Here is a 15,194-nt window from a genome sequence, read left to right as displayed (position 1 = left end):
TAATGCGCCTGTACCCACAGGCGCATGACTCCCATGACTCCACCCCTTCCGCGAAGACCCCGCTGGCGCAGCCTGGCATTGCTGGCGCTATGCCTGGCACCGCTGTTGTGGCCGCTGGAGCACTTGGCCGAGCGTTATTACCGCAACGAACTGGCCGGTCAGAACCGCCAGACGCTGGACCTGTACGTCGCCAACCTGCTGGGCACCCTGCACCGCTACGAAGTGTTGCCGCAAATCCTCGGTGACCTGCCGGCCCTGCGCACCGCCATCGACGCGCCTCACGTCAGCACCAACCTGGTCAACGCCAACCACCTGCTCAAGGATGTCGCCGCCCAGGCCGGGGTGGAAGTGATGTACCTGATGGACACCACCGGCAAGACCCTCGCCGCGTCCAACTGGGACAAGCAGGACAGCTTCGTCGGGCGTAATTTTTCCTTTCGCCCCTACTTCAGCGAAGCCATGGCCGGGCGCCTCGGGCGCTTCTTCGGCCTGGGCACCACCTCGGCCAAGCGCGGTTACTTCTTCGCCGCCGCCGTACGCGATGGTGACAAGATCATCGGCGTGCTGGTGGTGAAGGTCGACCTGGACCACACCGAAAGCCTGTGGGGCAACACCCCCGAACAACTGCTGGTCACCGACCACAACGGCGTGGTGATCCTGACCTCGCGCCCGCAATGGCGCTTTCGTGCCACCCGGCCGCTGACGGATGAAGAACGCCGCGCCATCATCGCCATCCAGCCCTATCCGACCCGCGACCCGCAGCCGCTGAGCCTCAGCCCGACGGCGTGGGTGCGCCAATCCACCGACATCGCCGAAACCGGCTGGAAAGTCGAGATTCTCGCGCCGCGCACCTTGATCAGCCGCCCGGTGCGCACCGTGGTCGCGGTGGGTGGCGCCGCCTTGCTGGTGCTGATGCTGTTGCTCGGCCTGATGATGCAGCGCCGTCGTCACTACCTGGAACGCATCGCCTTCGAAGCCAAGGCCCGTCGCGAACTGGAGATGCGCGTGATCGAGCGGACCAGCGACCTGGAAGGCCTCAACCGTCGGCTGAAGCAGGAAGTGCTGGAACGCGAACATGCCCAGCAGGAATTGGTGCGGGCTCAGGATGACCTGGTGCAGGCCGGCAAGTTGTCGGCGCTGGGCACCATGTCGGCGAGTATCAGCCATGAACTCAACCAGCCGTTGGCGGCGATTCGCAGCTACGCGGAAAACGCCGGGATTTTGCTCGACCATGAGCGCACCGACGACGCCCGTGGCAACCTCAAGCTGATCAGCGAGTTGACCGGGCGCATGGCCTCGATCATCGCTCACTTGCGCGCCTTCGCCCGACGCGACCGGCATGCGCCGGAAAGCGTGGCCCTGCAACCGGCCCTGGACGATGCCCTGGCGCTGCTGGCCAAGCGGCGGCGGGCAATGGAAGTGGAACTGATCCGCGACCTGCCCGAGGCCACCTTGTGGGTGGCGGCCGGCGAAACCCGCCTGCGCCAGGTGCTGGGCAACCTGCTGGCCAACGCTCTGGACGCCCTGACCGAAAAAGGCCCGCCGCGCAAACTCTGGCTGAGTGCCCAAACCACCGAACAGGGCGTCAACCTGTACATTCGCGACAACGGCCCGGGTTTCTGCATGGAAGCCCTGGGCCGCGCCAGCGAGCCCTTCTACACCACCAAGACCCGCACCCAGGGCCTGGGGTTGGGCCTGGCGATCTGCGACACCCTGATGCGCGCCTTTGGCGGTGAACTGTTGTTCGCCAACCACAAGGAAGGCGGCGCACTGTTAACCTTGAAACTGCGCGCCGGAGCACCGGGTGTCAGTCTGCAACCGTCCGAGGACCGCAGTGTATGACTATCGATAACCAGATTCAGGTGGTGTTGATCGACGATGATCCACACCTGCGTCAGGCCCTCTGCCAGACCCTGGACCTGGCCGGGCTGAAAGTCCTGACCCTCGGCGAAGCCCAGGGCCTGACCGCGCGCCTGTCCCGGGATTGGCCGGGGGTTGTGGTGAGCGACATCCGCATGCCCGGCATGGACGGCCTGGAACTGTTGAAGGAACTCCACGCCCAGGACCCGGAGCTGCCGGTACTGCTGATCACCGGCCACGGCGACGTGCCACTGGCGGTGCAGGCGATGCGCACCGGCGCCTATGACTTCCTGGAAAAACCCTTCGCCAGCGACGCCCTGCTCGACAGCGTGCGCCGCGCCCTGGCCCTGCGCCGCCTGGTGCTGGACAACCGCAGCCTGCGCCTGGCCCTGAGCGACCGTCAGCAATTGAGTACGCGCCTGGTGGGCCACTCCCCGCAAATGCTGCGCCTGCGCGAGCAGATTGGCGCGCTGGCGGCGACCAAGGCTGATGTGCTGATCCTCGGTGAAACCGGTGCCGGCAAGGAAGTGGTAGCGCGTGCGCTGCACGATCTGTCGAACCGCCGCAGCGGCCCGTTTGTGGCGATCAACGCCGGCGCCCTGGCCGAGTCGGTGGTGGAAAGCGAGTTGTTCGGGCATGAGCCCGGGGCCTTTACCGGCGCCCAGAAGCGGCGCATCGGCAAATTCGAATTCGCCAACGGCGGCACGCTGTTTCTCGACGAAATCGAAAGCATGAGCCTGGATGTGCAGGTCAAGCTGCTGCGGCTGTTGCAGGAGCGTGTGGTGGAGCGTCTGGGGGGCAACCAACTGATCCCGCTGGATATCCGCATCATCGCCGCCACCAAGGAAGACCTGCGCCAGTCCGCCGACCAGGGGCGCTTCCGGGCGGACTTGTATTACCGCCTCAACGTTGCGCCGCTGCGCATTCCACCGCTGCGCGAACGGGGTGAGGATGCGTTGATGCTGTTCCAGCACTTTGCCGACGAAGCCAGCACACGCCACGGGCTACCGATGAAAGAGCTGCAACCGGGCCAGCGCGCGTTGTTGTTGCGTCACAGCTGGCCGGGCAATGTGCGCGAGCTGCAAAACGCCGCCGAGCGTTTCGCCCTGGGCCTTGAACTGGCGCTGGACAGCACACCCGACAGCCCTTCGCCGGGCATCCTCACCAGCACGCCCGGCGGCTTGAGCGAACAGGTCGAACAGTTTGAAAAAAGCCTGATCGCCGCCGAACTGGCGCGCACCCACAATTCCATGCGCAGCCTCGCCGAGGCATTGGGCGTGCCGCGTAAAACCCTGCACGACAAACTGCGCAAGCACGGGCTGAACTTCGCTGACAGCGGCAACAGTCACGCTGACGACGAATGACCCTTTTCCCCCTGCCACGAGGCCACCATGAGTCGCGATAGCCGTTACCTGGAATCGATCCTTCACCACGACATTCCCCTGACCCGGGAAATGGGCCTCAAGGTTATCGACTGGCAGGACCGGCAGCTGCAACTGCGCTTGCCGCTCGACGCCAACATCAACCACAAGAGCACCATGTTTGGCGGCAGCCTGTATTGCGGCGCCGTGCTGGCAGGTTGGGGCTGGCTGCATTTGCAGTTGCGCGAGGAAGGGATTGAAGACGGGCATATCGTGATTCAGGAAGGGCAGATCAGTTATCCGCTGCCGGTGACCACCGATGCGACGGCGATTTGCCAGGCACCTGATGACAAGGTGTGGAAGCGATTCGTCGCCACCTACAAGCGTTATGGCCGGGCGCGCTTGGCGCTGGAGACATGGATCGTCAACGAGGGCAGTGAAGAGCGGGCCGTGGCCTTTACCGGGCAGTACGTCCTGCACACATAACAAATGTGGGAGCGGGCTTGCTCGCGAAAGCGGTGGATCAGCCAATACATCTGGTGACTGACACACTGCCTTCGCGAGCAAGCCCGCTCCCACATTTTTGATCGGCGCTGTGCTTAAGACCGGGCCAGGGTCAGCAACCGCTCACGCCACTCCGCTTTAGCCGGCAATGCCAGGAAGAACGGGTTCAACAACGACGCCCGCGCCGGGTAACTGAACGGCTGCCCATCCAGCTCCAGCACTTCCCCACCCGCCCCTTCCAGCACCCCTTGCGCGGCCGCCGTGTCCCACTGCGAGGTCGGCGCCAGGCGCGGGTAGCAATCGGCGCTGCCCTCAGCCAACAGGCAGAACTTCAAAGAACTGCCGATATTGGCCAGCTTCAACTCGCCCAATCCGGCACTCAAGCCAGCGAGCAAGCGATCCTGTTCAGGGCTCGTATGGCGACGACTGGCAACCACGGTAAATGCTTCACCGCTCGCCGGGGTCTGGCGCACCTGGATTTGCTTGGGCGCAGCACCTACATCGGAACGCCAGGCACCCAGCCCGGCCCCCCCGAAGTAGCACCGACCACTGGTAGGCATCGACACCACACCAAACACCACGCGGCCTTTTTCGATCAGCGCGATGTTGACGGTGAACTCCTCGCTGCCGGAGATGAATTCCTTGGTGCCATCCAGCGGGTCCACCAGCCACCAGCGCTGCCAACCGGCGCGCACGCTCTGGTCAATGTCGGCGTCTTCCTCCGACAGCACCGGAATGCTCGGGTCCAGGGCAGTCAGACCGGCGAGGATCAAGTGATGGGCAGCCAAGTCGGCGGCAGTGACCGGTGAATCATCGGTCTTGGTGGTGACGGCAACATCGGCGCGCCAATACGGCAGGATGACCTCGCCAGCCTGGCGGGCCAATTCGATCGCGGGGGCAATAAACGGGTGACCCAGGAACAGTTCGCTCATGGCTGGAACGCTCCACGTTGAGTCAACAGGTCGCGTACCAGGTACAGCGCGGCCAACGCGCGGCCCTCGCTGAACTGCTCGTTCTGCGCCAACTGCGAGAGCTCCCGCAGGTTGACCCGGTCGACGCGCATCGGCTCCGGCTCGTCGCCTTCCAGGCGCTCTTCATACAGTTCGGTGGCCAGCACCACCTGGATTTTCTGGCTCATGTAGCCGGGGGACAGCGACAGCTCGGTGATGTGCTCCAACTGGCGGGCGCCGAAACCGGCTTCTTCCTTGAGCTCACGGTCGGCCGCCGCCAACACGTCTTCGCCCGGTTCGATCAGGCCCTTGGGCAGTGACAGTTCATACTCGTCGGTGCCGCCGCAATATTCTTCGATCAGCAACGCATGGTCCGAGTCGATCATCGCCACGATCATCACCGCGCCATATCCGGCACCCCTGCCCACCAGGCGCTCGTAGGTCCGCTCCACGCCATTGGAAAAGCGCAATTGCACTTCCTCCACGCGGAACAAACGGCTACTGGCGACTATTTCGCGGGCGAGGACGGTGGGTTTCTGGCGCATGAGCGGCTCCTTGGCGTGATCGGGTTACTATACCGTGGCTTTTCCGATTGTCTGTGTCGGATATCTTTTCTTACATGAGTGTTCTTTATGCCTCCATTGCCCTGGCACGCCATCGACACCGTCCTGCTGGACATGGACGGCACCTTGCTCGACCTGCACTTCGACAACCATTTCTGGATGGAGCACCTGCCCCAGCGCTATGCCGAGTTGCATGGTGTGAGCCGGGCCATGGCCGAGATGGAGCTGCAGCCGCTGTTCGAGCGTAACGCCGGACAGTTGCAATGGTATTGCCTGGATTTCTGGAGCGCCGAACTCAAGATCCCGGTACGCGAGCTCAAGCTGGAAACCGCGCACCTGATTGCCTTGCGCCCGGATGCCGACACCTTCCTGGCGGCGATCAAACAGGCGGGCAAGCGGGTGATCCTGATCACCAACGCCCATCGGGATTCGCTGTCGTTGAAGCTGGAACGCATCGAGTTGGCGCCTTATTTCGAGCGACTGATCAGCTCCCATGACTATGGTTTCGCCAAGGAAAACCCGCAGTTCTGGGACGCCCTGCACGCCGACATCGCCTTCGACCCGGCCCGCAGCCTGTTTATCGACGACACCTTGCCGATCCTGCGCAGCGCCCGGGATTTTGGCGTGCGGCACTTGCTGGCGGTGAAGGAACCGGACAGCCGGAAGGGGCCCAAGGACACGGCGGAGTTTGCAGCGGTTGGGGATTACCGGGACTTGATCGTAGGTTTGTAACAACGCTGAAGGTCCAATGTGGGAGCGGGCTTGCTCGCGAATACGGTGTGTCAGCCACTGAATATATTGACTGATCCACCGCTTTCGCGAGCAAGCCCGCTCCCACATTGGGTCCGCGGATTACTCAGGAATACGCAGCGTCTGCCCTGGGTAGATTTTGTCCGGATGGGACAGCAGCGGCTTGTTGGCTTCGAAGATTTTGTTGTACTGGTTGGCGTTGCCATACACCGCCAGCGAAATCGCGCTCAGGGTGTCGCCCTTTTTCACCACGACAAAGCGGGCCGCCGCGACAGCAGGACCGGAAACGGTGATCTGGTCATCAACACTCGCAACGCCGGCGATGTTGCCCAGCGCCAGCAATATCTTCTCTTTCTCTTCCTGGCTGGCGACTTCACCTGTCACGGTCACCTTGTCACCGTCGACGGTGGTTTGCACATTGGGGTTACCCAAACCAACCTTGGCCACGTGCTCTTTTAACTGCTCGCTCGCGTTGGCATTACCCGGTGTCAACAGGTCAATCAACTTCTCGCCTGCTTCCTTAACAAAGCTTAAAAGACTCATGGTGCGCTCTCCTTGGGATTTAATTTCCAGATGCCAAAGACTAGACCAGTCCTACAGAATTGGGTTCCAGCCTGACCAAAGACCCAAACACGCTAGAATCCCACCGCATTGGAATAAGCCCGGAGCGAAGATGGACATCAAACAGCTGAAATTCCTCATCGCCCTCGACGAAACCCGTCACTTTGGCCAGGCGGCGGCGCGCTGCCACATTACCCAGCCGACCCTGTCGATGCGCCTGCGCAGCCTGGAGGAAGAGCTGCAGTTGCCGCTGGTCAATCGCGGGCAGCGCTTCGAAGGCTTTACCGCCCCCGGCGAACGCGTGCTGGCCTGGGCACGCACGGTGCTGGCGGCCTATGACGGCTTGCAGGCCGAGGCCGCTGCGTGTCGCGGCAACCTGGTAGGCACGTTGCGCCTGGGGGTGGTGCCGTTGTCGAGCTTCGATCCGCTGGCGTTGATGCAGAAGCTGCACAAGGAACACCCCAGCCTGCGCTTTGAGTTGTCCGCGTTAAGCTCCGAGCAAATCCTTGAACAGCTCGCCAGCAACCGCCTGGACCTCGGTGTGTCGTACCTCGAGCGCCTGGACGCCGAACGTTTCGACTCCCTGGCCCTGGGCGAAACCCGCATGGGCCTGCTGTACGACCAACGGTTCTTCAGCTTCGGCGACAAGCCCCTGAGTTGGGAGGCGCTAATCGAACTGCCCTTGGGCATGCTCACCAGCGGCATGCACTTTCGCCAGTCCATCGACCACAATTTCCACAGCCGTGGCCTCAACCCGCAGCCACTGTTACAGACCGATGCCGTCCATCAATTGTTACAAGCGGTGCACGGCGGCCTGTGTTGCGCGGTGATGCCACTGGACGGCGGCCTCGACGCCCTCACCGAGCACCTGCGCCTGCAACCCATTGAAGACGCTCAAACTTTGGCTCGCCTGGGGTTGATCATGCGCCGCAGTGCACCCCGTTCGGCCTTGGCGGAAGCGTGTTTTGCGCTGTATCAGAAATCGCTGATCGAGACTTGATCGACGGCATCTATCGGTAGATCAGTACTGACGATTAGACGCGACCCTTTGTCGCGCCTAGTCTTACAGCTGAATACTCCCGGTGGTAATGCCCAATGAACGCCCAGCGCCCAGTCTGCGCGGCGCCCGCCCTCGAAACGCCCGCGCCCGCCGCCAGCCAGAGCTACCAGTTTTGTAATCTCGAACACACCGAATCGGCCAGCACCGCGCTTGCCGAGGAAGTCGCGTTGGCGATTGCCTATAACGACATCAGCCAGGCGGTGATGCTGGTGACGCCGACCGACCTTGAAGACTTTATTGTCGGATTCAGCATCGGTAGCGGCATTATCGAAGACGTTAGCGACATTTATGACCTGAAAATCAGCGGTTCGGGCTCGACCCAATACGCTCAGGTGCAGATTTCCAGCCGCGCGTTCTGGAATATGAAGCAGCAGCGCCGGCAACTTGCCGGCACCAGTGGCTGTGGGCTGTGCGGCGTAGAAGCCGTGGAGCAGGCGCTGCCCAACCTCAAGGTGTTGCCCGGCGCGCCGTTGCCGCCTGCCGAATGGCTGGATGGCCTGCGCCAGCGCATCAGCGCGTTCCAACCGCTGGGCCAGTACAGCGGCGCGGTGCATGCGGCGGTGTTCATGAACAACCAGGGCGAATTGCTGCTGGGCCGTGAAGACATCGGCCGGCATAACGCCCTCGACAAGCTGATCGGTGCGCTGATCCGCCAAAAGATTCCGACCGACGGCGGCCTGGCGATTGTTACCAGTCGCTGCAGCCTCGAACTGATCCAGAAAGTCTTGCGTGCAGGCATCCAGACCCTGGTCAGCCTGTCGTCGCCCACCGGCCTGGCCCTGCAATGGGCTCGCCGGCACAACCTCAATCTCATCCACCTGCCGCAGAAAAGTGCGCCGCGGGTCTATAGCCCTGCGATGGAGAATCAAGCGTGAGTAATCATCATCAAGCCGACGACAAACCCACTCCGCGCTACAAGCCCTATAAAGGCCCGGCGGGTGGTTGGGGCGCACTGATCAGCGTGGCGCAAGCCTGGCTGACCAGCGACAACGCGCTGAAAAACATCCGCATGATGCTCAAGACCAACCAGAACGGCGGCTTCGACTGCCCGGGCTGCGCCTGGGGCGACTCGCCGGAAAGCGGCATGGTCAAGTTCTGCGAGAACGGCGCCAAGGCGGTCAACTGGGAAGCCACCAAGCGCCGGGTCGACGCGGCATTCTTCGCCAAGCACAGCGTCAGCGCGCTGCTGGAGCAGAGCGACTACTGGCTTGAGTACCAAGGCCGCCTGACCGAGCCGATGAGCTACGACGCCGAAACCGACCGTTACAAACCTATCAGCTGGGAATCGGCTTTCGACTTGATCGGCAAGCACCTCAATGCGCTGCCAAACCCGGACATGGCCGAGTTCTATACCTCGGGCCGGGCCAGCAACGAAGCGGCTTACCTGTATCAACTGTTTGTGCGCGCCTACGGCACCAACAACTTCCCGGACTGCTCGAACATGTGCCACGAAGCCAGCGGCGTCGCCCTGGCGCAAAGCGTGGGCGTGGGCAAAGGCACCGTGACCTTCGATGACTTCGAGCATGCGGACGCGATTTTCGTCTGGGGCCAGAACCCCGGCACCAACCACCCACGCATGCTGGAGCCACTGCGCGAAGCGGTAAAACGCGGCGCCCAGGTGGTGTGCATCAACCCGCTGAAAGAGCGCGGCCTGGAACGCTTCCAGCACCCGCAACACCCGCTGGAAATGCTCACCAACGGCGACAAGCCAACCAACACCGCCTACTTCCGCCCGGCGCTGGGAGGCGACATGGCCATCCTGCGGGGCATGGCCAAGTTCCTGCTGCTGTGGGAACGCCAGGCCCAGGCCGAAGGCAAGGAGGCCGTGTTCGACCACGACTTCCTCAACGAACACACCGCCAACGTGCTGGATTACCTGGGCAAGATCGACGACACCTCATGGGATGAAATCGTCGAGCAGTCCGGCCTGACCCTGGTGGAGATCGAGCAAGCGGCGCGCATGTACGCCAAAGGCAAGAACGTGATCATGTGCTGGGCGATGGGCATCACCCAGCATCGCCACTCGGTGCCGACCATCCAGGAAATCGCCAACCTGATGCTGCTGCGCGGCAACATCGGCCGCCCGGGCGCGGGCCTGTGCCCGGTGCGTGGCCACAGTAACGTGCAGGGCGACCGCACCATGGGCATCAACGAACGGCCACCGGTGGCGTTCCTCGATGCCCTGGAGCGTCGTTTCCAGTTCCAGGTGCCGCGCGATAACGGCCACAACGTGGTGGAAGCGATTCACGCCATGCTCGAAGGCCGCTCCAAGGTCTTTATCGGCCTGGGCGGCAACTTCGCCCAAGCCACCCCGGACAGCCCACGCACCTTTGAAGCACTGCGCAATTGCGACCTGACCGTACAGATCAGCACCAAGCTCAACCGCAGCCACCTGATGCATGGCAAGGACGCGCTGATCCTGCCGTGCCTGGGCCGCACCGACATCGACATCCAGGCCGAAGGCCCGCAAGCCGTGACCGTTGAAGACTCGTTCAGCATGGTCCACGCCTCCAACGGCCAACTGCAGCCGCTGTCGAAACAGATGAAATCCGAGCCTGCGATTCTGGCGGGCATTGCCGCCGCCACCCTGGGCAGCAAGCCGGTGGACTGGAACTGGCTGGTGGCCGATTACGACCGTATTCGCGACCTGATCGCCGACACCATTCCGGGCTTCAAGGACTTCAACGAGCGCCTGAAAAACCCGGGCGGTTTCTACCTGGGCAACTCGGCTGGCGCCCGTCGTTGGAACACCCCGTCGGGCCGCGCCAACTTCCGCCCGAACATCCTGCCCAAGGACCTGGTGCACGAACGCACCCGCAACACCGGGCAATTGCCGGACCTGATCATGCAGTCGATGCGCTCCCACGATCAGTACAACACCACCATCTATGGCCTGGACGACCGCTATCGTGGGGTCAAGGGCCAGCGGGATGTGTTGTTCGTCAACGAAGCCGACATCATCCGCCTGGGCTTCAAGCCGGGGCAGAAGGCTGACATCGTGTCGATCTGGGACGACGGCCGTGAGCGTCGGGTGAAGGGCTTTACCTTGCTGGCATTTGATATTCCGGCGGGGCAGGCTGCGGCTTATTATCCGGAAGTGAATCCGCTGGTGCCGCTGGAAAGCACGGGGGATGGCAGCCATACGCCAACGTCGAAGTTTGTAGCGATCCGCCTGGAAGCAGCGAGTGCAACCGGCTTGATCATGGCGAAGTCGGCCTAAGCGACACCTCGCCACAGACAGCACCCGAGTTTCTTACGGGCACAAAAAAGGCCGCTTTTGCATAAAAGCGGCCGTTCCGAAGTAACTAAAGACTCGCAAAACTCACTTAAGTTCCCTATACAAAACAGCAACTTAGAGAATTGTATACAACCCATACCACTGGTCGGGTTTCGATTGTCACCGTCTCGATACAACCTCAGGATCGCGCCGTCATCCTCTTGAGGTTCCTCTATGAAGTTCTCCTCGATTCTCTTGTTGTCCCTTGGCCTGGTCAGTGGCGCAGCCATGGCCGGTGGCACCACCGAAGCCGGTGTGGGCGGCGCATTGGGCGGGGTTCTAGGTTCTGTCGTAGGTCAGCAGCTGGGCGGTAACACCGGCTCGGCGATTGGTGCAGCACTCGGCGGCGCGGGCGGCAGTGCGGTCGGCGCAGACAAGCGCAGCCGCGGTGAAGCAGCCATTGGCGGCGCATTGGGCGCAGCCGGCGGCAACGTGGTGGGTCGCAGTGTCGGCGGCAGCACCGGCAGCCTGATCGGCGCAGCAGCCGGCGGTGGCGCCGGTGGCGCACTGGGCAACTACATGGGCAACAAGAGCGATGACGATGATCGTCGTTACCGTGGGCGTGATAACCGCCGCTATGACCGCGATGACCATCGCGGGCGCGGCCATGCTTATGGGCATCGCAAAAACAAGCATCACTATCGCCACCACCGGTAACACGCGAATCGAAAGAACAACGCGGGTTTAATGTGGGAGCGGCGGTGCGCCGCTCCCACATTTGATTTTCATTGCTTCGCAGATCGTATTCAGATCACCAATCGCTGTAACGCCTCGCGCAACATCCCCGGGATCGTCACCGGCTGGTTCGACGCTCGATCCACAAACACATGCACAAACCTCCCCGCAGCACAGGCATCTTCTTCTCCCGCCTTGAACACCGCCAACTCATACTGCACCGAACTGTTGCCCAACTTGCCCACCCGCAGGCCGATCTCGATGCGGTCCGGAAAGGCAATCGAGGCGAAGTAGTCGCACGCCGAACTCACCACAAACCCAACCACTTCGCCGTCATGAATATCCAACCCGCCCTGCTCGATCAGGTAGGTATTCACCGCGGTGTCGAAGAAGCTGTAGTAGGTGACGTTATTCACATGGCCATATACATCGTTGTCGTGCCAGCGCGTGATGATCGGCTGGAAGTGGCGGTAATCGGCGCGTTGTGGCATGGCGTTGGTCATCGGTAAAACCCGGGCAGGAGGTGGCTCTCTTGATACTGGGTTCAAGCACTACCCGCAAGCCTAGGTTGGGCTTTGCTCAATCGTTTGCTGGACGCACGCCATACGCTTGAGCGCTTGATCCGTCTCGGCCGATTGCTGCAGGCACTGGCGATAGGCGGTGATATAGGTCTCGACTGCAGCGCTGGCCTGCTGCGGCGTGACCCGCGCCAGATACTCCACGAACGAACGCCGGCCGATCTGGAAGTGTTGGTAATCCAGCGGAAAATCCCAATAACCACCCCAGGTCAAAAAGCCGTGTTCGGCGAACAGGTCAATCACCTCTTCTGCCCGGCCAGGGCGCGCCGGCTTGCCGGGGCGGGCATCCAGGCGGTTAACGGCATTTGCGGTACTTGCCTTGGGCTCAACAGTGGCCTGGCCGGTGAATTCGCCTCGCGGGTTACGCCCGAACAAAACGAATGGGTTTTGCAGAGGGTTAAGGTCAATTGCGGCGCCATAGGCGTGCAGCGACCACCCCGAAGCGCCACTGACCTGGCGCCCATTAAAACCACTGGTATTGTTGCGGGCCATCGAGACCTTGTCGTTGCCTCGATAGGTTTCCAGCCTGACCGCCTGATGCACCGGGAACCGACGTTGCAGCAACTGCCTGAAGATCTCCTCCACATGGGGTGCGATGGCATCCAGCACCACGAGCTGCCCGTTGTTATGCAGCACTCCGCCAAAGTCCACATAGCTGAACGTCACCCGCGCCAGGCGTGCGCAGGGCAATGGATTGGCGGCGGTGATGGTGTTGCGAAGCTGCATCTGCCGACAGTCATTCATGCTCAACGGGATGACCGAGGCCAGCGTGCCTTGTGCGACCAGCAACCCGGCGAACAGCAAGACGCCGGGGACAACACCACGAGAAAAACCAAAAGCCATGGGCAATTCCTTTGCAGAAGAAGTGAAGCGTCAAACCTTCTCACCTGCGGGCACCGTCCGGCTGTCGGCGGCGTCTGCCACTGGAAGGGAAAGCGCGACCCTCCAGGCCGGAAATCAGAGTGCCTCCAACCCTGCCTCCGCCCATTCACGAACCTCTGCATAGGGATACTCCTCCAGTACCGCGAAACCTGGAATCCCTCGTGCCTTCAGCTTGGTAAACAACGGCACGCTGAGACCGCATAAAAACCGTGTCAGCCGCTCCGCGCTTGGCAAGTCGCCGCTGTATTCATGGTGGCTGTGGATAAATTCACCGCACAGCGCGAGAAAGTTTTTATCCACAAGCGGCGGCAAGTTCGGCGGCGCCGGCAAGTGGGCGACGTTACCGTGGCACACCGAGCAGTGCCCGCACTGCCGGGGCGCGTTTTCATCGCCGAAATAGTGCGCCAGGCGGTAACCCAGGCACTCCTGTGTCGCGAACAGATCCAGCATGGCGTGAATTCGCGCCACCTCCGTCACCTCATGCTGCTTGAAGCCTGTGTATAACTCCGTGCTCAGCGCCTGTGGATCGAAGTCGGTATTCAGCAGGGCGTAAACCTCGGTCATCTGCCGGCTTTCCATCTCGATCAGGCCTTGTTCCTGAAAGTAATCCAGGGCCTTCACCACCCGGCTGCGCTCGGCCTGGTGCTGTTGATACAGCGCGTCGAAGTCCACCGTCGCCCAGGTTTTCGCCCGTTTGCAGACCTGGATAATCGCTGCGACAAACTGCTGCCGCTCGCCGGTAAAACGCGCCAGCAATGCCTCTGGTTCAATCAAATACTTGAAGCGGTATTCGGCATAAAACGCGTAGCGTGGCGCGATCACACCCTTGAGTTCAAGCTGCACGAGCAAGGTCTTCAGCGGTAGTTCACGGATGTTGCTGTGGTCCGACAGTGACCGGAGCATAAACTCCCACTGTCCATCGGCACGGACCGCCTGTATTTCCTCCAGGACTCGGCGAATACCTTCCTGTTCCGGCGTATCGCCGTACACAAAGTTTTCCAGGATATTCAGGCTGTCGCGGTTGGCCAGAACCAGACACTCAGACGGCTGCCCGTCACGCCCGGCGCGGCCGATTTCCTGGCTGTAGTTCTCGATGGATTTGGGCAGGTCGAAGTGCACCACGTTGCGGATATCGCTTTTGTCGATGCCCATGCCGAAGGCAATGGTGGCGACGATGCAGTTGGATTGACCGCCCATGAATCGCTTCTGAATGGCCTCCCGCTTATCGTGAGCCAGGCCCGCGTGATAAGCCTCGGCCTGGATTCCATTGCGATTCAAATGCTCGGCAATCTGCTCCGCGGTTTTTTGCAGCGTGACGTAGACGATGCTTGGCTGATTGGCTCGCTCCTGCATCCACGTCACCAGCCGTCGTCGCTTGTCCTGGCCACTGACGGGCTCAACCAGCAGGTTGAGGTTGGAGCGGTAGAACCCGGTGGTGATCACATCGTCAGGTGCAATGGCGAACTTGGCCTGCATGTCAGCGATCACCTTGGGCGTCGCCGTGGCGGTCAGCAGCAGCGCCTGGGGGATGCGGAACTGGCGTTGGTAATCCGGCAGCTTCAGGTAGTCCGGGCGAAAGTTATGGCCCCATTCGGAAATGCAGTGAGCCTCATCCACCACCAGCAGCGAGATCGGCACGCTTTGCAGGAAGTTGCGAAAGCGCTCGTTCTTCAAGCGCTCCACGGAAACCATCAGGATCTTCAGCTCGCCCGAACGCGCCCGGGCCATGACGTCATTGGCATCATCGCGGCTCTGGGCCGAGTCGATGCTGCCCGCCGAGATACCGTGGCGCTGCAGGAAACCCAACTGGTCCTGCATCAGCGCCAGCAACGGCGACACCACCAGCGTCAGGTGCGGCAGCAACACGGCGGAAAGTTGATAACACAGGGACTTGCCGGAACCGGTGGGAAAAATCGCCGCCGCCGAACGGCCGGCCAGCACGGCACTGACCACCGCCTCCTGGCCCAAACGAAACTGTGGATAACCAAAGACCTGTTGGAGGGTGTTGTGCATAAGCTGTCACTCCATTGACCGCTGAACGAGCCCAAAACATAGACCAGCGCATTCAGCGAATCGAGAAAGGTCGCAAGGAAAAAAGAGTCTGGATGATACACAGCCTGGGAAGTGGAGTAGGCACCCGTAAGAAACGTTCCAACCTTACGCGGGACGCATC

14 protein-coding genes are annotated in these 15,194 nt (G+C 61.7%); 8 read left to right on the top strand and 6 right to left on the bottom strand.

Annotated features, from left to right (window positions below; all coding sequences use genetic code 11):
- The first annotated feature begins 33 nt into the window (after positions 1-33).
- The 3 genes from HX821_RS23915 to HX821_RS23905 are packed head-to-tail and all read left to right on the top strand — an operon-like array spanning position 34 to position 3,707.
- A complete protein-coding gene (locus tag HX821_RS23915; RefSeq protein ID WP_023659335.1) occupies positions 34-1,842 on the top strand; it encodes an ATP-binding protein in 1,809 nt (602 codons plus the stop codon).
- Positions 1,839-3,224, top strand: coding sequence for a sigma-54 dependent transcriptional regulator (locus tag HX821_RS23910; protein WP_087692719.1), 1,386 nt, complete (start codon positions 1,839-1,841; stop codon positions 3,222-3,224). The genes HX821_RS23915 and HX821_RS23910 overlap by 4 nt, the downstream gene beginning before the upstream one ends.
- 27 nt (positions 3,225-3,251) lie before the next feature.
- Entirely contained in the window at positions 3,252-3,707 is a 456-nt protein-coding gene (locus tag HX821_RS23905) for a YiiD C-terminal domain-containing protein (RefSeq protein ID WP_003213222.1), read from the top strand.
- A gap of 113 nt (positions 3,708-3,820) precedes the next feature.
- Here HX821_RS23905 and cysQ read toward each other — a convergent pair whose 3' ends face one another.
- Positions 3,821-4,657, bottom strand: coding sequence for a 3'(2'),5'-bisphosphate nucleotidase CysQ (gene cysQ, locus HX821_RS23900; RefSeq protein ID WP_008435771.1), 837 nt, complete (start codon positions 4,655-4,657; stop codon positions 3,821-3,823).
- Entirely contained in the window at positions 4,654-5,220 is a 567-nt protein-coding gene (nudE, locus tag HX821_RS23895) for an ADP compounds hydrolase NudE (protein ID WP_003213218.1), read from the bottom strand. The genes cysQ and nudE overlap by 4 nt, the downstream gene beginning before the upstream one ends.
- A gap of 87 nt (positions 5,221-5,307) precedes the next feature.
- Here nudE and yrfG point away from each other — a divergent pair, with 87 nt between their 5' ends.
- Positions 5,308-5,970, top strand: coding sequence for a GMP/IMP nucleotidase (yrfG, locus tag HX821_RS23890; protein ID WP_177036525.1), 663 nt, complete (start codon positions 5,308-5,310; stop codon positions 5,968-5,970).
- Between the two features lie 120 nt (positions 5,971-6,090).
- Here yrfG and lysM read toward each other — a convergent pair whose 3' ends face one another.
- Positions 6,091-6,531 (bottom strand): peptidoglycan-binding protein LysM, encoded by a 441-nt coding sequence (gene lysM, locus HX821_RS23885; RefSeq protein ID WP_003213215.1) that lies wholly within the window; start codon positions 6,529-6,531, stop codon positions 6,091-6,093.
- Positions 6,532-6,661: 130 nt separating this feature from the next.
- Between lysM and HX821_RS23880 the strand changes: the two genes are divergently transcribed.
- The 4 genes from HX821_RS23880 to HX821_RS23865 all read left to right on the top strand — a co-directional run bounded on the left by HX821_RS23880 (position 6,662) and on the right by HX821_RS23865 (position 11,543).
- Complete coding sequence (locus HX821_RS23880; protein ID WP_134325555.1) at positions 6,662-7,549, top strand: LysR family transcriptional regulator; 888 nt, start codon at positions 6,662-6,664, stop codon at positions 7,547-7,549.
- Between the two features lie 95 nt (positions 7,550-7,644).
- Positions 7,645-8,484 (top strand): formate dehydrogenase accessory sulfurtransferase FdhD, encoded by an 840-nt coding sequence (fdhD, locus tag HX821_RS23875; RefSeq protein WP_008435774.1) that lies wholly within the window; start codon positions 7,645-7,647, stop codon positions 8,482-8,484.
- Positions 8,481-10,829, top strand: a complete 2,349-nt coding sequence (locus HX821_RS23870) for an FdhF/YdeP family oxidoreductase (RefSeq protein WP_003213210.1) — start codon at positions 8,481-8,483, stop codon at positions 10,827-10,829. The genes fdhD and HX821_RS23870 overlap by 4 nt, the downstream gene beginning before the upstream one ends.
- Before the next feature lie 231 nt (positions 10,830-11,060).
- Positions 11,061-11,543 (top strand): glycine zipper domain-containing protein, encoded by a 483-nt coding sequence (locus tag HX821_RS23865; RefSeq protein ID WP_008435777.1) that lies wholly within the window; start codon positions 11,061-11,063, stop codon positions 11,541-11,543.
- An 89-nt stretch (positions 11,544-11,632) separates the two neighbouring features.
- On the opposite strand, the gene HX821_RS23860 is transcribed toward HX821_RS23865, so the two are convergent.
- The 3 genes from HX821_RS23860 to HX821_RS23850 all read right to left on the bottom strand — a co-directional run bounded on the left by HX821_RS23860 (position 11,633) and on the right by HX821_RS23850 (position 15,034).
- Positions 11,633-12,064, bottom strand: coding sequence for a thioesterase family protein (locus tag HX821_RS23860; protein WP_003213207.1), 432 nt, complete (start codon positions 12,062-12,064; stop codon positions 11,633-11,635).
- A gap of 60 nt (positions 12,065-12,124) precedes the next feature.
- Positions 12,125-12,982 carry a M15 family metallopeptidase gene (locus HX821_RS23855; protein WP_177036524.1) on the bottom strand — a complete coding sequence of 286 codons (858 nt, stop codon included), beginning with the start codon at positions 12,980-12,982 and terminating at the stop codon, positions 12,125-12,127.
- Positions 12,983-13,096: 114 nt separating this feature from the next.
- Positions 13,097-15,034, bottom strand: coding sequence for an ATP-dependent DNA helicase RecQ (locus tag HX821_RS23850; RefSeq protein WP_102367894.1), 1,938 nt, complete (start codon positions 15,032-15,034; stop codon positions 13,097-13,099).
- Positions 15,035-15,194 lie beyond the last annotated feature (160 nt).

Source organism: Pseudomonas sp. B6001, assembly GCF_013386015.1.
In the GTDB taxonomy this organism is placed as follows: Bacteria; Pseudomonadota; Gammaproteobacteria; order Pseudomonadales; family Pseudomonadaceae; genus Aquipseudomonas.
This window is presented reverse-complemented; position numbering and strand designations above follow the sequence as displayed.